This is a genomic window from Paenibacillus sp. V4I5, assembly GCF_030817255.1.
Taxonomy (GTDB): Bacteria; Bacillota; Bacilli; order Paenibacillales; family NBRC-103111; genus Paenibacillus_E.
In genome coordinates this window covers 3,779,751-3,805,824 of the sequence record NZ_JAUSZB010000002.1, presented here as the reverse complement: position 1 = coordinate 3,805,824, position 26,074 = coordinate 3,779,751, and the positions used below count along the sequence as shown (strand labels likewise).

25 protein-coding genes are annotated in these 26,074 nt (G+C 47.1%); 24 read left to right on the top strand and 1 reads right to left on the bottom strand.

The window, feature by feature from the left end; translation table 11 throughout:
* Positions 1–121: 121 nt before the first annotated feature.
* From QFZ78_RS19170 to QFZ78_RS19120, 11 genes are all read left to right on the top strand, one after another.
* Positions 122–1,213, top strand: a complete 1,092-nt coding sequence (locus tag QFZ78_RS19170; protein WP_307549953.1) for an endospore germination permease — start codon at positions 122–124, stop codon at positions 1,211–1,213.
* Positions 1,213–2,664, top strand: coding sequence for a spore germination protein (locus QFZ78_RS19165; protein ID WP_307549952.1), 1,452 nt, complete (start codon positions 1,213–1,215; stop codon positions 2,662–2,664). Before QFZ78_RS19170 ends, QFZ78_RS19165 begins: the two co-directional genes overlap by 1 nt.
* Positions 2,661–3,824, top strand: a complete 1,164-nt coding sequence (locus QFZ78_RS19160) for a Ger(x)C family spore germination protein (protein WP_307549951.1) — start codon at positions 2,661–2,663, stop codon at positions 3,822–3,824. The genes QFZ78_RS19165 and QFZ78_RS19160 overlap by 4 nt, the downstream gene beginning before the upstream one ends.
* 202 nt (positions 3,825–4,026) lie before the next feature.
* Positions 4,027–4,959: a hypothetical protein gene (locus QFZ78_RS19155; protein ID WP_307549950.1), complete on the top strand. Its 933-nt coding sequence runs from the start codon at positions 4,027–4,029 to the stop codon at positions 4,957–4,959.
* Between the two features lie 67 nt (positions 4,960–5,026).
* Positions 5,027–5,764 carry an ABC transporter ATP-binding protein gene (locus QFZ78_RS19150; protein ID WP_307549948.1) on the top strand — a complete coding sequence of 246 codons (738 nt, stop codon included), beginning with the start codon at positions 5,027–5,029 and terminating at the stop codon, positions 5,762–5,764.
* A complete protein-coding gene (locus tag QFZ78_RS19145) occupies positions 5,757–6,506 on the top strand; it encodes an ABC transporter permease (RefSeq protein WP_307549946.1) in 750 nt (249 codons plus the stop codon). The genes QFZ78_RS19150 and QFZ78_RS19145 overlap by 8 nt, the downstream gene beginning before the upstream one ends.
* 5 nt (positions 6,507–6,511) lie before the next feature.
* Positions 6,512–7,987: a sensor histidine kinase gene (locus QFZ78_RS19140; RefSeq protein ID WP_307549944.1), complete on the top strand. Its 1,476-nt coding sequence runs from the start codon at positions 6,512–6,514 to the stop codon at positions 7,985–7,987.
* Positions 7,984–8,673, top strand: a complete 690-nt coding sequence (locus QFZ78_RS19135; protein ID WP_047687167.1) for a response regulator transcription factor — start codon at positions 7,984–7,986, stop codon at positions 8,671–8,673. Before QFZ78_RS19140 ends, QFZ78_RS19135 begins: the two co-directional genes overlap by 4 nt.
* Positions 8,674–8,914: 241 nt before the next feature.
* Positions 8,915–9,598 (top strand): MgtC/SapB family protein, encoded by a 684-nt coding sequence (locus tag QFZ78_RS19130; protein WP_373460465.1) that lies wholly within the window; start codon positions 8,915–8,917, stop codon positions 9,596–9,598.
* A 195-nt stretch (positions 9,599–9,793) separates the two neighbouring features.
* Positions 9,794–10,696 carry a TrmB family transcriptional regulator gene (locus tag QFZ78_RS19125; protein ID WP_307549942.1) on the top strand — a complete coding sequence of 301 codons (903 nt, stop codon included), beginning with the start codon at positions 9,794–9,796 and terminating at the stop codon, positions 10,694–10,696.
* Positions 10,693–11,373, top strand: coding sequence for an HD domain-containing protein (locus QFZ78_RS19120; RefSeq protein WP_307549940.1), 681 nt, complete (start codon positions 10,693–10,695; stop codon positions 11,371–11,373). The genes QFZ78_RS19125 and QFZ78_RS19120 overlap by 4 nt, the downstream gene beginning before the upstream one ends.
* A 197-nt stretch (positions 11,374–11,570) precedes the next feature.
* Here QFZ78_RS19120 and QFZ78_RS19115 read toward each other — a convergent pair whose 3' ends face one another.
* The gene (locus QFZ78_RS19115; protein ID WP_307549938.1) at positions 11,571–12,398 is read right to left on the bottom strand and encodes a DUF2935 domain-containing protein; all 828 of its coding nucleotides are present in this window, start codon (positions 12,396–12,398) and stop codon (positions 11,571–11,573) included.
* Positions 12,399–12,564: 166 nt separating this feature from the next.
* Between QFZ78_RS19115 and QFZ78_RS19110 the strand changes: the two genes are divergently transcribed.
* The 13 genes from QFZ78_RS19110 to QFZ78_RS19050 all read left to right on the top strand — a co-directional run bounded on the left by QFZ78_RS19110 (position 12,565) and on the right by QFZ78_RS19050 (position 25,935).
* The gene (locus tag QFZ78_RS19110; protein WP_307549937.1) at positions 12,565–13,818 is read left to right on the top strand and encodes a DUF445 domain-containing protein; all 1,254 of its coding nucleotides are present in this window, start codon (positions 12,565–12,567) and stop codon (positions 13,816–13,818) included.
* Positions 13,819–13,858: 40 nt separating this feature from the next.
* Positions 13,859–14,698, top strand: a complete 840-nt coding sequence (locus QFZ78_RS19105) for an ABC transporter ATP-binding protein (protein ID WP_047687171.1) — start codon at positions 13,859–13,861, stop codon at positions 14,696–14,698.
* Positions 14,631–15,395 carry an ABC transporter permease gene (locus QFZ78_RS19100; protein ID WP_307549935.1) on the top strand — a complete coding sequence of 255 codons (765 nt, stop codon included), beginning with the start codon at positions 14,631–14,633 and terminating at the stop codon, positions 15,393–15,395. Before QFZ78_RS19105 ends, QFZ78_RS19100 begins: the two co-directional genes overlap by 68 nt.
* Positions 15,396–15,414: 19 nt before the next feature.
* Complete coding sequence (locus QFZ78_RS19095) at positions 15,415–16,440, top strand: ABC transporter substrate-binding protein (protein WP_307549933.1); 1,026 nt, start codon at positions 15,415–15,417, stop codon at positions 16,438–16,440.
* Between the two features lie 374 nt (positions 16,441–16,814).
* The gene (locus QFZ78_RS19090; RefSeq protein WP_373460466.1) at positions 16,815–17,675 is read left to right on the top strand and encodes an ABC transporter permease; all 861 of its coding nucleotides are present in this window, start codon (positions 16,815–16,817) and stop codon (positions 17,673–17,675) included.
* Between the two features lie 83 nt (positions 17,676–17,758).
* Positions 17,759–19,489 carry an extracellular solute-binding protein gene (locus QFZ78_RS19085; protein ID WP_307549930.1) on the top strand — a complete coding sequence of 577 codons (1,731 nt, stop codon included), beginning with the start codon at positions 17,759–17,761 and terminating at the stop codon, positions 19,487–19,489.
* 77 nt (positions 19,490–19,566) lie between these two features.
* A complete protein-coding gene (locus tag QFZ78_RS19080; RefSeq protein WP_307549929.1) occupies positions 19,567–20,478 on the top strand; it encodes a carbohydrate ABC transporter permease in 912 nt (303 codons plus the stop codon).
* A 23-nt stretch (positions 20,479–20,501) separates the two neighbouring features.
* A complete protein-coding gene (locus QFZ78_RS19075) occupies positions 20,502–21,389 on the top strand; it encodes a CehA/McbA family metallohydrolase domain-containing protein (RefSeq protein WP_307549928.1) in 888 nt (295 codons plus the stop codon).
* A gap of 43 nt (positions 21,390–21,432) precedes the next feature.
* Complete coding sequence (locus QFZ78_RS19070; RefSeq protein WP_307549926.1) at positions 21,433–22,452, top strand: LacI family DNA-binding transcriptional regulator; 1,020 nt, start codon at positions 21,433–21,435, stop codon at positions 22,450–22,452.
* Positions 22,453–22,483: 31 nt separating this feature from the next.
* Complete coding sequence (locus QFZ78_RS19065) at positions 22,484–23,440, top strand: carbohydrate kinase family protein (RefSeq protein WP_307549924.1); 957 nt, start codon at positions 22,484–22,486, stop codon at positions 23,438–23,440.
* Between the two features lie 175 nt (positions 23,441–23,615).
* Positions 23,616–24,515: a metallophosphoesterase family protein gene (locus QFZ78_RS19060; RefSeq protein ID WP_307549922.1), complete on the top strand. Its 900-nt coding sequence runs from the start codon at positions 23,616–23,618 to the stop codon at positions 24,513–24,515.
* Entirely contained in the window at positions 24,512–24,883 is a 372-nt protein-coding gene (locus QFZ78_RS19055; RefSeq protein ID WP_307549920.1) for a M17 family peptidase N-terminal domain-containing protein, read from the top strand. The genes QFZ78_RS19060 and QFZ78_RS19055 overlap by 4 nt, the downstream gene beginning before the upstream one ends.
* Positions 24,884–24,885: 2 nt before the next feature.
* Complete coding sequence (locus tag QFZ78_RS19050) at positions 24,886–25,935, top strand: M17 family metallopeptidase (RefSeq protein WP_307549919.1); 1,050 nt, start codon at positions 24,886–24,888, stop codon at positions 25,933–25,935.
* Positions 25,936–26,074 lie beyond the last annotated feature (139 nt).

Below are 26,074 nucleotides of genomic sequence, written 5' to 3'. Positions count from 1 at the left end.
ATTGAAGACCTAATTTCGTTAGGCGTCTAAATCTAATTTGTCGTACCGCATAAATCCACATGAATAGGAAATCTTAACTTATAAAAAGTTTCCACCTAATACCAATGTGGGAGATTAGCTTATGTCTGGAACCAAGAAAATTACCGCGCTTCAATTATATTTTGTCTTAATCCTCTCCATTGGCATTACGAACCATGTCTTACTAATTCCAGTGCTGCTGCATTGGGGTAAACGTGATTCCTGGTTCGGCGCAGCAGTCGCCCTGATTCCTTTGCTCATATGGGTATGTCTGCTTTATATCGTTGTTAAACGTACGAAACAGCAGTATATGATGGAATGGATCAAACGGAAATTTGGTAAAATAGCCGTTGTTCCATTCAAAGTAGGTCTCATTGCCATTTGTTTTGTGAATGCAATTATAACTATAAAAGATATGGTGACATGGACACATGTAACCTATTTACCTCGGACACCGCCATTCATGATCAGTCTTCTGTTTATGATCTTTTGCTTCTTCGCAGCGAGATCAGGGTTGCGAGCGATTGCGATCACCGCAGGTATTCTTCTGCCGATTGTCGTTTTGCTTGGGTATTTTGTGATGGGAGCTAATTTTCAATATAAAGACTACAGTCTGCTTACACCTTTATTTACACACGGTTATGGACCTACACTTACATCCATCATGCTTACTTGCGGCGCCTCCTTCGAACTGCTAGCTATCGTATTCCTCCAGCATCATGTGGATACGCGAATCCGACTGTCAGCTTTATTAATTCTCGCAGTATGTGTGATTGGACTTACCATAGGGCCGTTAACGGGTTCCATTGCCATATTTGGCCCCTTTGAAGCCGCGGATTTAAGATATCCAGCTTTTGAACAATGGCGTATGGTTACCTTGGGGAAATATATTTCCCACTTGGATTTCTTGTCTATTTTCCAATGGATATCAGGGGCTTGTGTCCGAACGTCGATGCTCATGTTTCTTAGTGTGGATCTTCTTGGTATTCAAAAGAAGCGCACACGGACTCTAATCCTGCTAGGGATTAGCCTGTTGTTCCTGACAGTGAGCTTGTACCCAGTTACAGACAACGAGATGGTGCATCTGATTCAAAATAGATATTATCCCCTTATGTTTGGAATAGGCTTAAGCTTGCTTCTTGTCTTGCTTGTGATGTCTATCCTGCCGGGGAAACGAAAGGAGAAGAATGCCTAATGAATGAGCAGGATTTACGGGATTGGTTTGCGTTGTCTGATGATGTCATCGTGAAATCTTACCGATTATCGGATGCTCATTCGAAGGGGCGAGTGTTGCTCATGTACTGTGAAGGTATGACCAATATGGATCATATTGAGAATCTCGTACTGCCTAAACTTGAAAGTCTATTCAAAAATGAAGTTGATGTTAACGCCTCTAAGCTAGATGTGAATACGATGCTTCAATTGATTGAAATTACGGGTTCTAATGCTATAGAGTCGATGACGGTTTCGTTGTATGCAGGATCGCTGATCTTATTTTTCGAAGAGACGCAATTGCTGTATGCTCTGGATATTTCTTCACCGCCCAACCGCTCACCGGAGGAATCAAGTACAGAGACGTCCATCAAAGGTCCAAGAGATGCCTTTACAGAAAGCATCATTATGAATATTGCACTTGTTCGCAAACGCTTGCTGACACGCAGTCTTTGCTGTGAAAAGATGCAAATCGGTACGAGAAGTAAAACCTCTGTAGCACTTCTTTATATAAACGATGTAATAAATACTAATGTGCTCCAGGAAGCAAAGCAGCGGCTTCAAGCTATTAACGTTGATGCTCTGATTAGCAGCTCGCAATTAGAAGAAGTGATGTGTGGGAGAAAATACCCATTCTTCCCCCTTTTGGATTATACGGGAAGACCTGATTATGTAGCGGACAGCTTGCTGCGAGGACGATTCGCGGTCATGGTCGATGGTTCCCCGATGGTTCTTACTGCGCCAGCGAATCTGATGTATATACTGAAATCTCCCGAAGATGTGCATACCCCCTACTATTATGTAGCATTCGAACGTATTTTGCGCTTGGGCGGGTTGGTCGTTTCATCCTTACTACCTGGCTTTTGGATTTCACTTTCCGCTTTTAATCTAGATCAAATCCCGTATCCGTTAGTAGCCACCATCTCCACCTCTAGGCTGGGATTACCCTTGTCAGGTCCGATGGATTTTATTATCATGCTGCTGCTGTTCGAATTGTTCCGTGAAGCGGGAGCGCGGCTGCCCAAGGTGGTAGGTCAAACCGTCACTGTCGTTGGTGGGCTAATTGTTGGGGACGCCGCGATACGCGCGGGAATCACGAGCCCTACAACATTAGTGGTGACCTCCATTTCGACGATATCGATGTACACCCTAGTGAATCAATCACTTGCGGGAACAATTACCGTGCTGCGGATCATGATTTTGATGATATCCACGATTTTCGGTATTTACGGATTTATGGTATCCCTCATGGGGCTCATTTTGTATTTATCAACACTGGAATCATTCGGTATTCCTTACTTGTCTCCCATGTCGCCGCCTCAGTTCAGGGATATCATACCTTCCTTACTGGCTAAGCCGTGGAACAAAATAAAGCGAAGACCGAAGGCATTAAATACGAAGGATGGCACACGCCAGGGCGGGGAGTCCTCATGATTACGAAAGGTTTAGGACGACTGGTCATCGGAATGCTGCTTCTGGTTAGTCAGACAGGCTGTTGGGATATAAAGACGATCCAAGATACGAATTACATTACTGCGATAGGCTTCGATTATCAAAAAGGTCGCTATGTGGTGTATTGTCAAATGTTGGATTTCTCTAGCGTGGCTAAACAGGAGGGCAGTAAAGGAGGGCAACCCCCGATGATTTGGGTCGGACAAGAGGAAGGGGACACGGTTAATGCTGCTTTCGCCAGTCTGTACAGAACAACGCAGCAACGAGTCTTTTGGGGGCATGTGGGTGCTTATGTTTTTACAAAAGAGGCTTTAAAGCAAGGAGTAGGAAAATTTACTGACAGTTCAGTACGCTACGGTGAAACAAGGTTTACCCCATGGGTTTATAGTACGGATGAGTCGATAGAGACGATTTTTTCGGTCATCCCTTTTTTCAATGTCTCCCCTTTGGCGTCTATTCTTATGCAGCCTGAAGAAAATTACCTACAACGATCTTATATTCGTCCGCTTAAATTGTACAGAGCTGCTGCCCTAGCTAGAGAGCCTGGTAATACGGTGATGATGCCCTCCTTGGCCATTCGTAAGGACGTATGGGTGAAAAATGAAAAGCCAGATCCTAAATTAGAAGTAAGCGGTGTCTATGCGATAGCTAAAAAAAATCATGTGGAATGGTTGTCAGAGGATCAATTCAAAGGTGCGCGTTGGTTAGAAAAAAGCACCGTCCGTACACCTATGATCGTTTATATAAATGGGAAGGCAGAACTATCTGTTGCAATTCAGAAGCCTAAAGCCCGTACTACCCCTCGAATGAAAGGAGATCAACCCCTATTCGATATTCATATCGAAGCCAAGGCCGTCGTTGCCGAATTGCTTGAGAACGTTGATGAAGATACACTGCAAAAACAGATCGTTAAACAAATCGCAGAGGAAATCGAGCAAACGTTTAAGCAGGGAAAAAAGCAAGATACGGATGTTTTTCAGCTCGAACATGCGTTATATAAACAAGCTTTTCCCGAGTGGTCTAAGCTTACATCTAACGGAGAGAAACCGCTGGAAGACTATGAATTAGGGGATATCAAAGTAGATATCCGCCTGTCCCACTCAGGGATGCTTAAGATGAAAGAAAAGGAACAGCAGTATTAGTCAGTAACCCATATTTGAAGCCTTCATCTCCGCAGATATCGCGGTTTTGGAGGCTTTTTTTAATAAAGTTTTAAGAATTGTTTTAGGCACGGTTAATAGGTGATTTAGAGGCAGTTAATGCAGAGGGGATAAGATGAATACATGGAAGCGAGGAACGCGTCCAAATTAGATAAAGCGTATGAATACGCGGAGGAAATAAGATATGAATAAGAAGTTAGCGATGTTGGGATTAGGCGTTGCGGTAGGCAGCATGATGCTAGTGACCTCGGTATATGCAGGTGTGGGAGATGCTCCCGGGTATGAGACATTCAAATCAGCATTCAAACAGACAGCAGCAGTGGAGAATGTGACTCGTCAGGTGAATGTGTCCCTTCAAGACAATGGAGCTTCATTACTCAATGTGAAATCAACGATTAAGAGCACTGGTGTCGATCACGCTGGCAGCGCTGTAGTCACAGTGAAAAGTGGAACGGATGAGCAAACCATTCACTTCTACAGCCAAGATGGGAAGCAAATTGTAAAAACAGAAGATTCCGAGGTGTATAAAGTACTGGAAGGCGACGGCATGCCGGGCAAATTCAAAGGGCATGAACGCGGAAACCATACACCTGACCCACAAGTGATTAGTGAAGTGGAAAATGTGGTCGATGCATTGGTTGGTAACCTGAAAAACTATGTAACTATGAGTGAAGCGCCTGGTAACGTGAAGGACATTCATTTCAAACTGTCCGGAAGTCAGATTTCACCTGTTGTGAACACAATTGGCTCGCTGGTTATTAAACATGGCACTGTAGAGAACAGTCACCGTCCACTACCAGCTAAAGCGGATACCCTTGGTGTAGATGTAACAACACTCAAAAACAGCCTGCCTCAGCTTGTAACGGACATCAAAATGGATGAGGTCGAAGTGAACGCTAGCGTGGATGCGGATAACCACATTACGAATCAAACGGCACAAATTCATATTTCCGGTAAGGATGCTCAGGGTGCAGCGCATGATGTGGTGTTGAGTGTAGATATGACATTATCTAGTCTGAACTCGACAACGCCAGATACGGTTGATCTGAACGGAAAGCAAGTAGAAAATGTGAAATTTGATGAGAATTCCCGCAAAAACTGGGGAGAGAAGCATTAAATAGAAAGACAAGAGGAGGATTCAACGATCGTTGACCTCCTCATTCATCCTGAAAGGCGGCCCGTTCATGAAACCCGTAGTAGAAATTAAGAACCTCACGAAAACTTACAAAAATTTGCGCGGCATCCATCAAGTGAATATGACGGTGCAGCAAGGCGATATCTATGGGTTCTTCGGACCCAATGGAGCCGGTAAAACTTCGGTTATGAAGATCATGACTGGTTTAACTAGAGCACAGCAAGGCGAAGTAAAGCTGTTCGGCCATGATGTGTCTACGCATTATGAGCAGGCAATGGCGAAGGTTGGCGTGTTGATTGAAACAGCGGAAGCGTATACCTATATGAGCGGCAAGCGGAATCTGGAGCTAGCGGCGCGCTTTTATCCTGGGATCGGCAAGCAGCGAGTGGACGAAGTGCTAGAGATCGTCGGACTCACCCCTTTTCAGCACGAAAAGGTTGCGGGCTACTCACTTGGCATGAAGCAGCGGCTCGGACTAGCGGCAGCGATGCTTTCGAAGCCTGAACTGCTAATTCTCGATGAACCGACGAATGGACTCGATATTGAAGGGATGGTTCATATTCGTGAAATCATCATGCACTTAGCGCGTGAAGAGCGAATTACCTTCCTCATCTCCAGCCATCTCATTCATGAAATGGAGCTGATGTGCAATCGCATGGGCATCATTCATCAAGGGCGGCTTGTTCGCGAGGGACTCGTATCTGAATTAGCCAAAGGCAGCGCGACGCTGGAAGAAGCGTACTTGCGCGAAATCAATGAAGTCAGGAGGCTCGCTGCTCATGCATAGCTTAACCGCCAACGTCTGGAACGAAACGATCAAACTCGCATTGAAGAAGAAAACCATTTTCTTCCTAGCTGTTACGCTGCTTCTTCCGGTTATTGCAGGCTTATTGCTTGCACGCTTTCAAAGCGGCATCGGCATCGGAGCCATTGCATCGGGTGACTTCCCTATCGTCATGCTCGGTTTGTTTACGAGTATATTCCTGCCTTTGTTCGTGTTCATGGGAGCCGCGGATGTATTCGCTGGTGAAATGGGTGAACGAACGATGAAGAACACGCTCACGCGGCCGATCACTCGCTTCAAGGTTTTCGCATCCAAGCAAATTGCGCTGGGCGTGTACATTGCACTCTATTTAATCGCTGCTTTGCTGGCTTCGATCCTATCAGCCCTATTTTTTCAAGACTTCGGAGGCGTAAGTACAGTACTTACTTGGTTCCTCGCCTATGGTTCGGCCTTCATTCCTCTGCTTGTGCTCAGTATTGCAGCCGTGCTTCTCGCGCAGTTCTTCTCCAGCAGCAGCTCCGCATTGACCGTTAGCATTCTTCTTTATTTGGCGTTTAAAGTAGCTGCTTTCTTCATTCCGCAAATTGCAACCTACTCGCCAACAGCTTACACAGATTGGCATATGCTCTGGATTGGAAGCTCGATGGCCATTGGTAAGATGAGCAGCATCTTTATGTTTTTGACGGCGTGTAGTATATTGTTTTTTACAGCAGGATTTTATTTGTTTGATAAAAAGGAGATTTGATCCGGATGTCGATTCGTTTACGGCTGGTACTTTCCTATATAGCCATGCTGCTTGTACCGCTTGTGCTCTCCGTGCTAGCCGTGATCTTAATCAGCGTCGCAACGTTTGGGAATCTGAAGTCCGTCTTTCAGGTTGATTTCTCCCAAGGCAACCCGATCAAGCGTGTTGTTGATCAAGAACTAGAAAATGTCGCTTATATGAAAGCGAAGACAGATACGGAACCGGATGCTTTTCTGGATCCTGCATTCGTAAAGGATCTTGAGGAGAAATTCCATAAAATTAATATGGGCATCATTATCCGGAAGGATAAAGAGATTACGTATATATCACCGTATTTAAAGCAAGGAGAGGCGGAGAATACATCTAAATTGCCTTCTTTTGGCACATCCTCGGGTCAATTTCAGCGCAATCATGGTTCCCTGTGGATAACTAGGCAGCAGGACTTTTTATTTTCGGATAAAAGTAAGGGCTCTGTATTTGTTTTTCTGGACGGCGGTCCCTTTCAAAAATATCTTCACCAGTTTTCCAAATCCGTAATTGTTACGTTTATTCTCATTCTCGTATTAACGAATGGTGTACTGACTTACTTCGTTTCTCGCAGTATTATTAAACCTCTTAAAGCACTCAAACGAGCGGCGGTGGAGATCAAAGAGGGCAATCTCGACTTTGAGATTGTACCGCATTCCGATGATGAAATCGGTGAGCTTAGTACGGCATTTGAAGAAATGCGTCGTAAGCTCAAGAAGTCCGTGGAGATTCAGCTTCAATATGAAGAGAACCGTAAGGAGCTTATTTCAAATATTTCCCACGATCTCAAGACGCCGGTTACGGCGATTAAAGGATATGTCGAGGGGATTATGGACGGTGTATCGAATTCCCCAGATAAGCTGGATCGGTACATTCGAACCATCTATAACAAAGCAGCTGATATGGATCGGCTCATTGATGAATTATTTCTGTTCTCCAAGCTGGATTTGGGCAAAGTGCCATTTCAATTCGAGAAGGTTGATCTCGGACAATACGTGTTGGATTGCGCGCAGGAATTGCAGTTTGATATGGAGAAAAAAGGGGTTCAGTTCGCGCTCACCGAGCTGCCGAAGTCACCGCTGTATGTAACAGCAGATCGTGACAAGCTCAGACGTGTCCTGCTGAACATTATCGAAAATGCGATAAAATATAGTGAAGAAGGCAAATGCCACATTACCTTAACGTTGAGAGAGATAGACGGCAATGCCGTCATTCAAATAAAAGATAGAGGTCAAGGCATATCGGAGGAGTCGCTTCCTCATATTTTTGATCGGTTTTACCGGGCAGATCCTTCACGTAACACGGCTACCGGAGGAAGCGGGCTTGGACTGGCAATAGCCAAACAAATTATGGAAGAGCACGGCGGGAGAATCAGCGCATCCAGTATCATTGGACGGGGGACGACCGTGTACATGGCATTACCGCTTAGTCGGCAGGGGGAGAGTGAAGGATGAGTCGAATCTTAATTATTGAAGACGAGCAAAGTATAGCAGAGCTGGAGCGGGATTATTTGGAGATCAGCGGCTATGAAGTTGATATCGAGAATAGCGGGGACAAGGGGCTCCAGCGAGCCCTTTCTACGGACTACGATCTCATTATTCTCGACCTGATGCTGCCGAAGGTGGACGGCTTCGAAATCTGCCGGCGTATTCGCAGTGAGAAGGACATTCCCATCGTGATGGTTTCCGCTAAAAAGGAAGACATCGATAAAATTCGCGGCCTCGGCCTTGGCGCTGACGATTACATGATCAAGCCCTTCAGCCCCAGCGAGCTGGTGGCCAGAGTGAAAGCCCATTTAGCACGCTACGAACGGCTGATGGGACGGCGCGAAACGCGGAATGATGAAGTCCGCATTCGCGGTTTGATGATTGATAAAACAGCGCGCCGTGTGTTTGTAAACGAGAAAGAAGTCGTCTTCACGACGAAAGAATTCGATCTGCTCACTCATTTGGCGATGAATCCGAATCGGGTGTACAGCAAAGAGCAGCTTTTTGACCTTCTATGGGGCATGGACGCCATGGGGGAAATCGCGACAGTGACGGTACATATTCGCAAGCTGCGCGAGAAAATCGAGCAAGATCCGTCCAACCCGCAATACATCGAAACCATCTGGGGAGCGGGATACCGCTTTAGGATTTGATAGGAAAGCCTGGGAAGAGTGCATGACTCTTCTTGGGCTTTTTGTTTTGTGGGGTTGTCTTGCTTCGCTCGGCGAGGGCTCAGAAACGGACTTCTTAGGCTCTATATTCTGGCCACCGTCTGACATAAGCTCACTTTTCCGAGCCAGTATGATGATTTTGTAATTAACAAATGGTCATTTACTCCTATGAAATGTTAAGATATTGTAAAGGTAATTTACACAGAGGAGAATACTTACAATGATGCTATCCGTGGATGTAAACATTTTAATGAGATTAGGGATTTCCGCTATTTTCGGTTTAATTATTGGTTTGGAACGGGAAATCAGGAATAAACCGCTGGGTCTGAAAACTTCTTTAGTCATTTGCTTAAGCAGTTGTTTGTTGACGATTGTTTCAATCGAATCAGCAAATAAATATGCGGTCATGGGACTTCATGTCATGGATCCTATGCGGCTTGCTGCGCAAGTAGTCAGCGGGATTGGTTTCCTCGGGGCCGGGGTGATTCTTCGCAAGCATAATGATGTCATAGTCGGGTTAACGACGGCTGCAATGATATGGGGAGCTGCTGGACTTGGCATCGCGGTTGGGGCAGGTTTCTTTGTAGAAGCCTTTTTTGGACTCGTATTAATCATGATTAGCGTCGTTCTCTTGCCTTATTTTATTAAGAAAATGGGTCCAAGACCGCTGATTATGAAGGACTTGCGCGTGAGGCTCGTCGTCTCCCATGACGGCAACTTAACAACGATTATTAAAGCGATCATTGCCAAAGGCTACAAGATGAAAAGCGTACATATTAAAGAGCTGAATCAGGAGCAGCAAGAGCTGCATTTCATCGTGTATATTGATAGAAAATATGCTTCGGAAGTGTATGATGAGTTGAAAAGTATGGATTACATTGAGATTGCGGAAGTTGAGACCTTGTAGGGGACAAAAGAAGTAATAGGATCGGATTGTGGTTTTTGACGCAATTTGGTCCTTTTTATAATTAGCTCGCATTACCTGATGCAGCTGCGAATCTTGTACCGAGTTCAGCTAAAGTACTAGATAAGGAGCGGAAGTCTATTCAACTTGTAGTGAAAAATCATGTTACAATATTGATCAAGAAATCATAACGGGTTAATGAAAAGGGGAGCTGGCATGGAGGATGTTCATCTGCATTTAAAAAACCTTGGCTTCACGGACCTAGAAGCCAAGTGCCTGCACGTGCTCGCCGAAAGCGGCACACAGACGGGCTACGAAATCGCCAAGCAGCTTGGCGTTTCGCGCTCAAATGTCTACTCCGCGCTGCAGAAGCTCGCGGAGAAGGGGGCTGTGCTCACTAGTCACGGTGAGCCCACGCATTATCAGAGCGTGCCGATCGAAGAGATCGGCGAGCGGATTGAAGCGGAGCTGCAAGCCTCGATCCGCTATGTGAAAGCGCATATGCCGAAGCTGGATGCGCACCGCTCGGAGTACTTCAGCTTGGAGGGAGACGCTAAGGTCATCGAGCGTATACGAACTGAGCTGAAAAAGGCGAAGGAAGAGGCGCTCTGTGAGCTATGGTCGGAAGAAGCGCAGCTGCTGAAAGAAGTTCTTCGGCTAATGCCAGCGCAAGGCGTGCGCTTGCTGGTATCGACGATTGGCGAAGCAGAGCTGCCAAGCGGGGTTCATCAATTCCGGCACGGACGCGAAGAGAGCTGGCAGAAGCGCAATGGGCGGAAATTTACGCTGCTGATCGACCGTAAGCTGGCAATTGTTGGCACGCGAGGCGGCGATGAGCCGGCTCTGGCGATGATGACAGAGCATCCAGCGATGGTGGAGCTGCTGCTGAATAATTTTTTCCGTGATGTGGTGATCCACGAATTGCTGCAGGATATGGGCACGAAGCTGGAGGATAAATACGGCAAGAACTTCAAGAAAATTATCCAGAAGTACACAGAGGCAAAAGAGAAGGATATGATGCCAGCGGGTGTAGGAAAGTCTCTGGAAGGCAAGTTTAATGAAGGAAAGTCTCCCGAAGGAAAGAGGAAGAAGAAGAAATGATGCAGCGTGACGGGGAACATCTGAATACAGAAGAGAAAGAGAGCATCCTACTCGCAGCAGAAGCCCTCGTGAAGGAGAAGCTGGAGCGCGATAGCAGCGGCCACGACTGGTGGCACATTTATCGTGTCGTGCAGACGACGAAGCGCATTGCTGCCCAGGAGGGCGCCGACGGCTTCGTCTGCGAGCTTGCGGCGCTGCTTCACGACGTCGTCGACGAGAAGCTGAACGCCGATCCAGCCGCTGCGCAGCGCGAACTGGAGGCTTGGCTAGCTGCCAGCGGTACGCCAGCGGAGCAAGTGCAGCACGTGCTGGAGATCATCAGCACGATGTCGTTCAAGGGCGGCGCGCGTCCGCCTATGCGTACGCTAGAAGGCCAGGTCGTGCAGGATGCCGACCGTTTGGATGCGATAGGCGCGGTAGGCATCTCGCGCGTATTCGCTTATTCGGGCTGGAAAGGCCGCCCGATTCACGATCCTTCCGTCACGGCGCGTGAGCACATGACGGAGGCGGAGTATCGCGCTGGGAAAGATACCGCGATTAATCACTTCTACGAGAAGCTCCTGAAATTGAAGGAGCTTATGAACACAGACTACGCCCGGCAGCTGGCAGAGGAGCGGCATCGCTTCATGGAGCAGTACCTCGAACAGTTTTATGCGGAGTGGGAAGGCGAGCGATAACAAACGAAAAAGAGCCAATGATGGCTCTTTTTTTGGTGAGATAGGGCGGTCTTTTTCGCTTTTGCAGATAAGATTGTTGTACGCTGTGCAACAATTTGTTCTAATTTGCTTCAAAGATGCCCGATTTGAGAGAAATTCTTGCACTTTGTACAACTCCGGAGTGGATATTTTCGCCCTCAGGGCATTTCCCAAAGCTGTTATTCAAAAGAAGGCTTCGTCAACGGACAATTCGGAAGAGCCAGAATTTCCACATTATAGGCCGCCAGCTTGCGCAGGAAATAGCACGACTCGGGTATATGATGCTCAAGGAACCGCAGTGTCAACCGGCTGAGCAGTTCGGTTTCTTGATAATCGCGAATAACACCCTCGACGACATGGTAAAAACGGATGACGGTTTCGGCCACTTGCCGGGCAAACTTTTGCTGAACGGGGAAATTAGGCGCTGTGAAGCGGAGGAAGCCGCGGATTGCTGTGTTTGTAACGATGTGAGCACTGAATTGTTGAGCGAATAGTTGTGTGGTTTTGATCAGCTCCAATTCCGTAGGGTCCAAATGATTGCCTAGAAGAACAGCATGACCGAGTTGATCCTCCAGCCACATTTCCACCAGCGTAACAAGCGGAAGGGGCTCATAAGGAGTACCGTTCATCCAATAATGTAAAATCCGTATATATTCACCATTTTCCAAAAGGGTTCCATTGAAATAGACGGGAGTTAAGGAGACAACGATTTTATTTTGGATGCGAAGATGCTGCAAATAGCCCTCGAATTGATAATAACCTTGAACAACAGGGTAAATATCTTTAGAGAGCTGAATCATCGTTTCTGAGGAGACAGGCAGTCTTGGATCAGTTTTCAAAATGCGGTTCCGCAGCTCTGTGAAAGCACCAATGTAACGCTTGGCAATCGTAATCCATTGCACCTCTTCATTCGCGAGCGCCTCGTCCACAAAGATGGCATGATCCTGTAAAATTTCGACCCAGAATAAATGCTCCTGCCATGGTGTTATTGTCTCATTTAGGCTCATGAAAAATCTCCTCCTATAACTAAAACTTTACGCCATGCCCATTCATTTATTACGTATCAACGAAGTGTATTCAACAAAAAAAGGTTCGAGAACGGTATTCGTCGCATTTTGTGATAAAATAGAAGGAATGATTAATTAACTTCGAGCAGAAAGAGATGTTATGACAATGAAAAGAGAAGCAAAGTATATAGCGACGGTTTCCTTAGGGGTTATGGGAGCAGGCTTTTTGGCCACGTTGCCCACACCGGTATCTTCAACAATATGGGGAACCTTTTTGCAAGGTGGTTTTGAGGCTGGAGTTGTAGGCGGTTTGGCTGACTGGTTTGCGGTTAGTGCCCTGTTCCGTCACCCTCTGGGCATTCCGATTCCGCATACGGCATTATTGCCGAAAAATCGTGAGAAGATTACGAAAGCGCTTGTCTCGACTGTTGAAAATGAACTGCTTTCCAAAGAAACCATTCGTGTTCGTTTGCAGCAAATTCGTTTCCTAGAACATGGGCTTGAGCTGGCGGAAAGCCATTTGGATAATGTGGCGCTTCACAAGGGTCTCTCGACACTAGCCAAACAGGCTCTAAATGCGATTGATCTGGACAAATTGACGCCGCTTTTAGCGGAGGAAATTCATAAGGCTCTACAAGAAGTAGACACGAGTCGACTCGTTAGTACGATTGTGGACAGCATTGTTGATGGCGGTTATGACGGCAAAACGTTTGATTTTGTTATCGATAAAGTGGAAGCATGGGCCGTTAAGTCGGATACGCGCGATCAGTTGGGTGCAATGGCGCTCAAAGCGTTCGAGGGCCTGCAGTCGAATGGCTTCATGGCATTTGCCGTTAATGCCTTCATCGGTATGGTGAATGAAGAGAAGATCGGGGGCATTATCCAGAACTTCGTTCTTTCCTACATTGAGCAAATGCGAACGAAGAATCATCCGCGCAGGGAAGCGGTTCTTACCTTTATTCGGAATGAACTGAACAAGCTTGAGCGGAATCCACAGCTTTTGGCTGAGCTAGAAGGCTTGAAAGCGAAGCTGCCGGGCCTATTTGATCTCGATGAGAAATTATCGGGGCTGTTAGAGCGGTTGAAGGCGAAGGCAGAGGATTTCGTGGATCAGCCGGATTTTGTGCCTCAGCATGTGGTTCCGGTGGTTCGTAAAATGCTGATTTCAGTGAAAGAAAACGAGGATATGCTGCAGCGCGGCGAGAGCTGGATTCAAGAGCAAATCGCTGCTTATTTGGAGAAAAATCATAGCAAAATCGGTCAACTCGTCAAAGAAAATCTGGATAAGCTGACGAACGATAAGCTGACCCAGTTAATGGAAGATAAGCTCGGCAATGATTTGCAGTGGATTCGTGTCAACGGTGCGATATGCGGTTTTATTATCGGACTTGGCTTGGCAGGATTAAAAATGTTGTTTTAGGTGAAAAACGACGGGGCATGCCCGAGTGGAGGTAGGCATTTTGATCGAGATTAAAGGAGTTAGTAAGACGTTTGTTCAGCGATTAGGCGGCAGCTATCAGGCGCTGGATAATATCACTTTAACGATTGAAAAAGGGGAGTTCGTCTCCCTGCTGGGCCCGTCCGGATGCGGGAAATCGACCGTGTTGAATTTGGTCGCAGGCTTCGATACGCAGAGTGAAGGCGTTATTCAGGTGAATGGGAAAAAGGTGACCGGCGCTGGAGCAGACCGTGTCGTCGTGTTCCAGGAGCATGGTCTATTCCCATGGTTGACGGTGCTGGACAATGTAGCCTTCGGTCTCAAGCAGAAGGGTATTGGTAAAAAAGAGCGTTACGAGCTGGCGATGGAACAGATCAAAGCTGTGCATCTCAGCCGTTTTACGGATCGTTATCCGCATGAGCTTTCGGGCGGGATGAAGCAGCGGGCCGCCATCGCCCGGGCGCTTGCCATGGACCCAGAGATATTGCTGATGGATGAGCCTTTTGCCGCTTTGGATGAGCAAACGCGCCTTATTTTGCATAAAGAACTGGAAGAAATCTGGATGCGTACGCGAAAAACGATCCTCTTCATCACCCATAACATTCGTGAAGCCGTGATCCTCTCGGACCGTGTATTCGTGATGTCCACGCGTCCCGGGACCATTAAGAAGGAGTTCGCCGTGAAAGCGGCGAGACCTCGGGATAGTGCAGACACCGTGCTCCATCATGTGGAGAATTCGATCATGGACGCGTTGGCAGACGAGCTGGAGAAAGTGGTAAGGGAGGAGACTGGCGATGAGTACAGCATCAAGAAGAACGATTTTTCTGGTACTGCTTCTGATAGCTTGGGAGGCGGGATTTAGATTATTCGGATGGGGATGGAAGTTCCCTTCGCCTACCCAAACCTTGCAAGCCTTCTACGATGGGTTGGTGCATGGTGAACTGCTCCAAGCGACATTTGCAAGTATGGCGAGGTTGGTGGTTTCCTTTGCTTTGTCTTTGCTAATAGGCACAACACTTGGGTTCTTATTCGCACGTTACAGAATGCTGGATGATACACTTGGATTTCTGGTGGTTTCTTTGCAGACCATTCCGAGTATTGCTTGGCTGCCTTTTGCTATTATTTGGTTTGGTCTTAACGAATCATCTGTTATTTTCATTACGACACTCGGAGCAACCTGGACGATGGCCTTGGCCAGCCGCACAGGGATCAAAAACATCCCCCCCATTTATTTACGCGCCGCGCAAACGATGGGAACGGGCAATGGGTTTAATTTATTCGTGCAGGTCATGATTCCTGCCGCTTTCCCGCATTTGATCAATGGTGTTCGCACGGCTTGGGCTTTCGCATGGCGCGCGCTTGTTGCCGGTGAGCTTATTGCCAAAGGGGCTGGTCTAGGCCAGCTATTGCAGGACGGAAGAAATCTTGGCGATACATCACTGATGCTGTGTATTGTCATTATTATCGCGGTACTGGGCACGGTATCTGATCACTTCTGCTTTAAGAAACTTGAAGACAAAGTGCTAGAGCGATACGGCCTCGCTGGCTCGAAGTCTTGAGTAGGGGGCGGCGGGTCGGATGAGAAAACGTGCATGGCTGATGCTTCTGCTTCTGGTCGTGGTTGTGATGGTAAGTGCTTGTGGTGAGAAGCTGACTCCTACAGGCAAAGCACAAGTGGTACGAGTCGGTGTATTCAAAAATGTCACACATGCCGCAGCCTATATCGCGCTGGAAAAAGGTTATTTCGTTCGGGAATGGGGCAACGAAGTTAAGATTGAGGTTACAGCCTTCGATAACGGCTCTGACCTATCTATCGCTATGGCGACAGGGGATATCGATATCGGATTCGTTGGTCCTGGACCTGCGACAACTTTCTTTTTGAAAAGTGAGAATTACCGGGTCGTATCCGGTTCGAATAATGGCGGCGCGGTGCTTGTGGCTCGGAATGGCACAGGAATTAATAGCGTTAAAGATTTAGTAGATAAAACAATTGCGATTCCTTCCAAAGGGAACACGAACGAAATCTCACTCCGTCTGCTGCTTGAGCAAGAGGGAGTGGGCTTGGGTCGAGGTGCGGACAACGCCCACCTCATCGTGCGCTCCCCGTCGGATGCGCTGATCTCCTTCCGTCAGAAGGAGATCGATGCGACGCTCGTCCCCGAGCCATGGGGGACACAGATCGAGAAGGCCGGACTTGGCAAAGTCGTCGTCGACTGGAAGGCGATCCCGCCGAACAACGGCGATTATCCGACGGTCATCATGGTCGCGAGCGACAAGTACATTGCGCGGCACCGGGATATGGTGAAAGGCGCGATCAAGGCGAATAGGGATGGCATCGCGTTCATCCAGAACAGTCCGGAGCAAGCCTATGATCTCATCAACAACCAGCTGAAGCAATACAGCGGTAAAGGAATGGACATAGACCTGATCAAAGCCTCACTGAGCCGTTTGAAACTCACCACTGACGTTGACGTCAAGGTGATGGAGGAGATGGCAAAGGTATCCATCGATGCTCTCTATATTAAGGGCATTAACAAAGAGGAGCTCAACCTTAGTAAATTCGTCGATTTGTCGATGCTCGAAGAAGTAAAGAGCGAGAAGTAAGGGAAGAAGCCTGTTTCGATCCGAATCTTGGATGGAGCTGGCTTCTTTTTCATTCCTACAGGATGAAGAATTATTTTACAGAAAATTTAAAAAATATGAACTCAAAAAAGTATTGTCAAACGAAACCACTTTCATTATACTGGAAATAGTTCCAGTATGAAAGCGATTCCATAGAACGCTTACTTGTTTAATTCTTATCTCGATTCTTTTATTTTAGGTAATATGGAATCGATACCAGACAAGTTTGCAGAAACCAATAGGAAGGTGGTTATAACATGGAAACGAATCTGCCGCAAGCAAGAGTTGGCGCTGCGGCGAAGAAGAAAAATGCGGATCTGGGGAAAAGAATTCTTGGGCACAAGCATTTATATCTCATGCTCCTTCCCTGTATTGTATTTTTCGTTATTTTTTCGTATATCCCGATGGGTGGACTCATGCTAGCCTTTAAGAATTACCAGTTTAACAAGGGAATCCTTGGCAGTCCTTGGGTGGGGTTAACGTATTTCAAAGCCTTTTTTAACGATTATCAAAGCGCAAAGTTGATTAAAAACACACTTATTATCAGCAGTATCAAAGTATTTCTGGGGCTGCCTTTTCCGATTCTGCTTGCGCTGATGTTCAATGAGGTCAGAAGCCGAAGATTTCGCGGAATCACACAGAGCATATCCTATTTGCCGCATTTTCTTTCCTGGGTTATCGTCATTGGCCTTATGCAGCGAGTGCTTGCTCCCGAAACAGGGCTGCTGAACGAGGCAATTCGATTCTTCGGCGGAGACGGAAGTACTTTTTTCATGATGGAGAGCAAGTACTTTTATCCACTCATGTTTGGAAGCCATATTTGGCAAAGCATAGGATGGGATTCCATCATTTATTTGGCCGCTATTGCCAGCATTAATCCTGAGCTGCATGAAGCCGCCAAAATTGATGGTGCTAATAAATGGCATGAAATCTGGCACGTTACCTTGCCGGGCATTCGATTAACGATTTCGATCCTGTTTATTTTGTCGCTGGGCAGCATTCTACAGGCGGGATTTGATCAAATTTATCTCATGAGAACACCTGGAAATATGGAGTTAGCCGATATTCTTGACACCTATATCATTCGTGTAGGGCTTCAAAATGGACAATACGGCTATGCGACTGCTGTTGGTTTAATGCAGGGTGTTATTGGACTGATTCTTGTTGTAGCTGCTAATCGTGCTTCCAAAAAGTTTTTTGACGAATCAATATGGTAACGTTACCATGATTCCGCTTTTCAACTGTTGAAGGACGCCTTCGGGTGTTGTTCATAAAAATTGAAAGATAAGGGGAGTATTGTATGAGCAAAAAATGGGTCAAGTGGGTTACCATGCCTTTGGCAGCAAGTTTGCTGCTTGCCGGTTGTGAAAGTTCCAATCAACCAGCAAGTGGAGGGGACAACGCTAGTTCAACACCGTCAACGACAGCCAGCAGCGGCAAGCCCGCAACTTGGATTGCAGACAGAACAATCAAGGGGCTTCTGTTTATTGACAGCGATGATATAACGAAAGACATCAATCCGGAGATTGCCAAGAAGCTGAAAGAAATGACAGGGATTACTTTGCAAATGGAGGGTGTGAACTCGCAGCATGCGATTGACGGTCTGATTGCAGGGCTGGCTTCCAATGATTTACCGGACTTCATCGTTTATTATCTGAATAACAGCGGTCGCCAAGAAATGCCAGTCATTCTGAAAGCAGCCAAAGAAGACATGTTTACAGACCTGACTCCTCTTATAAAAGGAACCAAGGTGTACAGCAAGTACCTGGATGATAAATATTTGCCGCTTGATACGAAGAACGCTGTTATGTTCCGTCCGGAATTTAATGGCTCCAGTTACTTTGTCCATATGAACGTTCAAAGAGAGGGCGGCTACGAAGAGCGCAAGTATGTCGGAGGTCCTTTTATACGTAAAGATATCGCCGAAGCGCTGAAGGTTGATCCTCGAACGATTAAAACAACGGATCAAGTATATGAATTGGCCCAGAAAATCAAAGACGGCAATTTCAAAGATAAAAACGGAAAAGCGGTTACCCCCCTGGGACCTAGATATTGGGGCAATAGCAATCACGAGAATGGACCTCTATTCAATGATATGACCTGGGGAGCGGTTGACCAACGCTTCGAAAAGAACAAGGAAGGTAAAATTGTTCACGAAAGCAAGACGGAATATCCGCTGAAACGCATTGAGTTTGTTCAAAAATTGCTGAAGGAAAAATTAATGGTTCCGGATTATTACGCGATGCAGGAAAACAAAGCAACGGAAGGAGCTATTAACGGCTCATTTGGCATCATCGGCGATATGCATAGTTATTTGGACTTCAATAAAGACATGAGCTATCTTCCGCTCGGACCTATTAATTCTTTGGATGGAAGCTACCGGATGTCGGTTGACTATAAGAGCGGGTATATGGCCTGGTCGATTCCGAAAACAACGAAAAATCCGCAAGATATCGTCAAATTCGCCGATTTCCTGGCCAGTCGTGAAGGCAAGCTGCTCTGGCAGTACGGTCTAGAGGGAAGAGATTTTACGCTAGATGCCAAAGGCAATCCTTTGGTTAAAAAAGAAGTATTAGAGCTGCGGAACAAAGATCCTAAAGCAGCTAAGGAGCTGGGCTTCGAGGGAGTAGGGAACGGCTGGGGAAGCTATCTCGGCAGTACGGATATCAACAGACTGGGCGATTTCGGCGAAATGCAGTATGGCGATGCCATTTCACCGGAAGCCAATGCGACACCGCTGAAAATTGCCGAGTACTGGGGCTATGACGAGAAGAAGAAAAACGCAATCATCAACGATGGCTATCGTCCCCTTTCATTTATTAACGAGCATGCGACAGGCAATGAATTAAAAACAGCCTTAACGAACTACAATGAAAGCGTCATTCGTGCGTTCTATGCAAAGAGTATGGATGAAGCGCAAAAAATTCTAGATGCATCGAAAAAGCAACTGCAGGCAGCTGGCTTGGACAAATTCGAAGAACTGCTTCAGAAGAAAGACAGCGATCCGAAAACGAAGGTTATTCTCAAATAATGAATGGATGAGCAGGGAAGCGGGCGCTCCCCCAGATCATGGCGGGAGCGCACTTCTTAGTACGGGGAGAGATTAACGTGGGAAATGAATTTTATAAGCTCTCAGCAGGTGAAAAAATATTCAAGTTTGTTAATTATGCACTCATTATTCTCCTGTGCCTATCCATCATATTGCCTTTTCTGAATATACTGGCACTTTCCTTTAATGCAGGTAAGGATGCGGAAAGAGGAGGCATCTATTTCTGGCCCCGCGTTTGGACGCTAGAAAATTATCGGGAAGTGTTTACATCGGCTAATATCGGCAAAGCATTTGCCATTTCCATATTTCGTACGGCTCTAGGTACCATTGTAGGCGTGTTTTTATCAGCTATGGCCGCCTATACGCTAAAAAGCAAGACGATGCCGGGCGTGCGATTTTTTACACTTATGGTCTTTTTTACGATGCTGTTCTCTGGCGGTATTATTCCTTATTATATGCTGCTCAAAAGTCTGCATTTGACCAATACGATCTGGGTCTATGTCCTTCCGGGACTATATAGTGCGTGGAACTTGATTATCTTGCGGACGTTTTTCCAGCAAATTAGCATCAGTCTGGAGGAATCGGCGAAGCTGGATGGCTGCAGCGATTTTGGCATTTTTATGCGGATTATCATGCCGCTCAGCAAGCCTGTGCTGGCAACTATATCTTTGTTTACAGCAGTGAGTCATTGGAATGATTGGTTCACAGGTGCATTTTATGTTCGAACCGCTTCGCTCAGACCTTTATCTACCCTGCTGCAGGAGATGTTAACCAAACAGGATGCGATTCGGGATTCACTGATGCAGGCCGCCGGTACGACGCAATTTCAAATGCTTGAACGCATGCAGCTTACGGGAGATTCCCTGAAGATGGCGACGATCATCGTGGTTGTGGCACCGATTATTGCTGCCTACCCCTTTATTCAAAAGTATTTTGCTAAGGGTGCGATGATTGGATCGGTCAAAGAATAGACGCCTAAGAGGAGAGGTTGTAAGTGACAGTAATATCAAATCCCTATGACAGACAAGGTATATGGCTGCGAGGCAGCTTTCATAACCATACGACGGCCAGTGACGGGCATCATCCGCTTTGGGTGGTGTACCGCATGTATCATGATTATGACTTTCTAGGCATATCCGATCATGATCTGATTACCGAGCATGAGGGTGAGCACACGATTGGGACTGTATTTGAAGCCATTGAGGTGAGCAGTTCGCAAACGCACATGCTGCTTGTCCACCCTCCGAGATCTCTCATGGACGGCTACTCCAATGAATTTACCATTGCCAATTATCAGAAGCTTTCCGATATATGTGTAGAGAACGGGGGCCTATCTATACTGGCTCATCCGAACCGTTTTTTCTCCCATTATTGGCGGCATGAGGATATGCTCAGCATGCAGCGGTACAATGGCGTTGAGGTTGTGAATGGGGATGGAAATCCGGAATACGACATCGCTTTCGATAAATGGGATTATCTATTATCTGCAGGACGCAGGGTATGGGGCTTCGGAAATGATGACTCACACGTCTACGGGCAGGAGAAACGAGCCTGGAATATGGTGCTAACAGAAGAAAATACGAATGGAGCTATTCTTACCGCGATTCGTGAGGGCAGCTTTTATGTTTCTACAGGTTATGGATTTGATGGAATTCGGGTAGAAGACGGTCAAATTATTTATGATCTTCGGTCAAGCCCATTGTATGATAAAATGTATAAATATGTGACATTGATCGGTAAAGAAGGCCGAATACTTCATGAGGAAACAGGAAGAATTAAACAGGTGAAGTATAAGGTCAAAGGCGATGAAGGTTATATCCGCATCGCTGTCTACTTGGAAGGTGGATTCGGGGCTTTCTCTCAGCCATTATTTGTCGAATAATAGAGAAAAATGTGCATGCTGCCAGTAAGAAAGGATGATAATCATGGCGCCAAAAATTAAAGATGTAGCCAAGAAAGCGGGAGTATCCGTAACAACAGTTTCCAGAGTGTTAAACGGAGAAAAATACGTGAAGGACGATCTGAAGGCCAAAGTAAAACGAGCGATTGACGAGCTTGGTTATGCGCCGAGCCACATTGCGAGGAGTTTGGTGCGGAAGAAAACGAACCTGATTGGCGTCATTGTTCCCGATCTGACATCCAGCTTCTATTCCACCATATTGAGCAGCATCGAGGAAACGGCGAGCTTGAATGATTATAACCTTCTGGTCTGCAACATTATCGAGGATACGGATAAAGAGCTGAAATATTTGAATGTGTTTAAAGAGATGCGTGTAGACGGCATTATTATTATGCATGAAAAATTAAGCGAGGACATTCGGAGTTTTATTAATAAATTAGATATTCCTGTTATCTTTTCAAGTGTAAGACCTCTAGATCATAAGTTCGTTTCTGTCATTATCGATGATTACGAAGCGGCCTATGATGCGACCCGATATTTAATTGAGCTCGGACATGAGCGAATTGCCTTTATTGGCGGGGATATGAGAGACATCACTTCAGGGCAGAACCGTTATGTAGGCTATCGCAATGCACTCAAAGATCAGGGGGTAAGGATTGTGAATGACTATATCCGGTTCGGAGACTATAAGACGCAGAGCGGATACAATCTGATGAAGGAACTGCTTGCCTGTGAGCCTCGTCCTACGGCTTTATTTGCGGTAAGTGACGATATGGCGGTTGGAGCTATGAACTGCATCCATGACCATCAGCTAAAAGTTCCCGATGACATATCCATTATCGGATTTGATGGAAGCCAACTGACGGAGCTCGTTCGTCCGCGCTTGTCCTCTATGGAGCAGCCTATTGAGGATATGGGGAAAATTACGGTGGATACGCTGATTGAATTAATTTCAGATCCTACATTCAGTCCGAGGGAAGATTTGATATTAGGACATAAGCTTGTCGTGCGCGACAGCTGCAAAGCCTATCAAACTGAAGGATAGACAGAGAACGGAGCGGGAGAGGGAGTGCGGAATGAACAAATTTGATGCGGTTGTCATCGGCGATGCCAATATTGATTTAGTAGTGGTGGGCTGTAATCAGATTCCTCTGCCGGGACAGGAAATTTTTGTTGAAGATATGTTGATGCATGTAGGCGGAGGTGCGGCACTATTTACGATTTCATTAGCCAAGTTAGGGCTGCATGTAGCATTTAACGGTGTTCTTGGAGATGATGGCTATGGCCGTTATATCCGGGAACAATTTGGACAATATGGTATCGATACCAGTCTGATCCTGACTAGCCAAACGAGTCGTACAGGCATAACGATAGCGATTAATCCTGAGCAGGATCGTTCTTTCATTACATATGCAGGATCAAACGCGGAGCTGCAAGTAAGCGATCTGGATTTAACTCATGTAACGTTAGGCAGACATGTCCACGTAACCGGTTATCGAGGACGACGCAACCATGGCGAATTCGTCGCTATGGCCAAGAAGTTGAAAGAGATGGGAGTCACCCTTTCTTGCGATGTAGGGTGGGATGATACCGGAGAATGGTATTCCGGGGTGTTTGAATTGATGCGTTATGTAGATGTCTTTCTGATGAACGAAACCGAGGCGCACCACTATACGGGCTTCGAACACATAGATGACTGCTTGAGCTATATGTCGGGCTTCTGTAAGCATGTTGTAGTCAAGCTCGGCCCCAAAGGAGCCGTAGCGATGAAAGACGGTTTGCAAACGTCTCGCCCCGGATTCTCCGTCAAAGCCTTAGATACGACAGGAGCAGGAGATTCGTTTAATGCGGGTTACATGTATGGGTTCTTAACAGGGCTGAATGTCGAGACTTGCCTGTTATATGGCAACGTTTGCGGAGCCATGTCAGTTGAAGCTTATGGCGGCAGCAACGGTACTCCGGATCGGGAAGGGCTGGAAGCTTTTATCAGGCAAAATAAAGAACAGACATCCGACCATTCTGAGGTCATATAACGAGGATATGTCGATGAAATCTAAGTTTGGAATAGAAGATATGCGAGGCTTATCTTCTATTCAGCTTGATTAGCTATGCATTATGCTGGGCATAACTCCAAAAGATTTTAGAGTCGTTCAGCAGCTTTGCGAGGGTAGATGGGGCAATCGCGGCACAAGAAAGGGGCACTGACAAATGGCTAACGATCTGAGGTTCCGGGAGGACGGAACATTTACCATTGTGCAATTCACGGACTTGCATATTGGAGGCGACAGGGACAATGAAGCGGATTTGCGGACGCTCGCTTTAGTCAGAGCAGTGCTAGCGGCGGAGAAGCCGGATCTCATCGTGTATACGGGCGACCTGATTTCAAGCTATGGCGTATCTGACCCTTCCGCATCCTTTCGTAGAGCTATTGCTCCTGCAGTTGAATCTAGCATACCCTGGACGCACGTATTCGGTAATCACGATGCCGAGGAAAATGTGACTCGTGAGGAACTGATGGCGATTGCGCTGACACATAAGACTTGCTACTCGCAAGCAGGACCAGCCGATCTCAGCGGCGTTGGCAATTACATGCTCACAATTCAAAGCGTGGAATCCGAGAATCCGGCTGCTGTGCTTTATTGTCTCGATTCGGGTGCGATGGCGCCAGAATCGGTCGGTGGTTACGCGTGGATTGCCGCTGATCAGGTGCATTGGTATAAGCAACAATCGCTTGCTCTCCGCGAACGGAGCGGGGCAATACGGCCTGGTCTCGCGTTTTTCCATATCCCGCTTCCTGAATACAACGATGTATGGAAACTGGGGAAAGTGAGCGGTATCAAGCACGAAGAGGTATGTTGTCCCAAACTCAACAGCGGGTTATTTGCTGCAATGGTGGAAATGGGCGATGTGATGGGAACCTTTGTCGGACATGATCATGACAATGATTACTGTGGTACGCTGCATGATATTCGGTTATGTTTTGGCCGCGTAACAGGCTATAACACCTACGGAGGCTTACCTCGGGGCGCTCGCGTCATTCGTCTGCAAGAAGGAAGATATTCCTTTGATACATGGCAGCGTCTAGAAGATGGAGGTGTCTTAAGATGACCTTTACAGTTGGGGGAGAAAATGCGGCCCAGACTCTTATTATTCCCATCTGCTCAGACGACATCGAAGAGATGGGAGCGACTCGCCTTCCTTCGTGGCTGCAAGCCTATTCACTTCTGCCTCATATGGGAGAACGAGGGGAGCTGACTTGGCTTCATGGCCGTATTGGAGAGCGGGACGCGCTGCTGGTAGGTTGTGGAGAGGCCTCGCGCCTAGATACGGAACGAATCCGCGAGGCAGCGGGGAATGCAGGACGAGCGGTTAACAAGCACAAGAAAGAGCGAGCAGCCATTAACTTGGGCGAGCTGCTGAAGCGCTGTGAGCATTCGAGGTATATCGAACGAAACAGACCAAGCATGCGGAAGTAAGCTTGCAGTTTCTCACCGATGCAGACTTCGAAGAGGAAGCAAGCGATACATTGAATGAAGCGGTACGATGGGGACGCCTCTATGCAGAGGGGGCGATTCTAGCCCGCAATCTCGCGAATGAGCCCCCCAATATGCTGCGTCCGAAGACCCTCATCGAGAAGACGATGGTACATTTTGCCTGTACGAAGGTTGAGGCTGTCGTTTATGAAGGGGAGCGTCTGGAGCAGTTAGGGATGGTCGGCTTGATCGCCGTGGGCAAAAGCAGCAAGTATCCTCCAGCGCTTCTGGAGCTGCGCTATTGTACGGATGAGACATTGCCGCTTACAGCACTTATTGGCAAAGGCATTACTTTTGATACAGGCGGTATCAGTCTAAAGAAGGACTTCGATATCAGCGATATGCGAATGGATATGGCTGGGGCGGCAGCCGTGATAGGCGCCCTTGATATTCTTGCTGCTGGGGACGTGCAGGCGAACGTCGTTGTGCTTATTGCTGCTGCCGAAAATATGCCAGACGGGGAGGCATTGCTGCCTGGCGAGCTGCTGCAATATCCGAACGGCGTATCGGTTCAAGTGGGCAATACGGATTCGGAAGGCCGCTTGGTACTAGCCGACACTTTGATTCATGCTCAGCGCCTTGGGGCAGTGGAAGCCGTTGATATTGCGACCTTGACCTATTTTTGCGGAGCCGCACTAGGTTCCAAGTATGCTGGAATCTGGGGGCATGACGCAATGGTGGCGGAGATCGTACAAGCGGGGAAGCAAGTTAGCGAAAAAGTATGGCAGCTCCCGCTTGTCGATGAATATGAGGCTTACCTGCACAGTGATTATGCGGATATATGCAACATCAGCGGGGTAGGAGAAGCTGGGGCTACGACGGCAGCTTTATTTTTGCGTAAGTTCGTCCAGCCATCGCTGCGTTGGGCTCATATCGATATGGCGTCTTTAAAGGATGTCTCGTCTGCTCAAGGCTGGCATTCGGCAGGCGCGACCGGTTACGGAGCCCGTTTGCTCGCGCAATTTGTGCGCAATCGGAATTCCCGGGATGAGTAGCAGAAGGCAATACGCTTGAAACGACTCATCATAGAGATGGCAACCTGGTCCACGGTGAATCTGCAGGCGATCCTGAGGGATCTAACGGAGAGCTGAAACCTACTTCCGTTGGATTAATCCAATGGAAGTAGGGATTTGG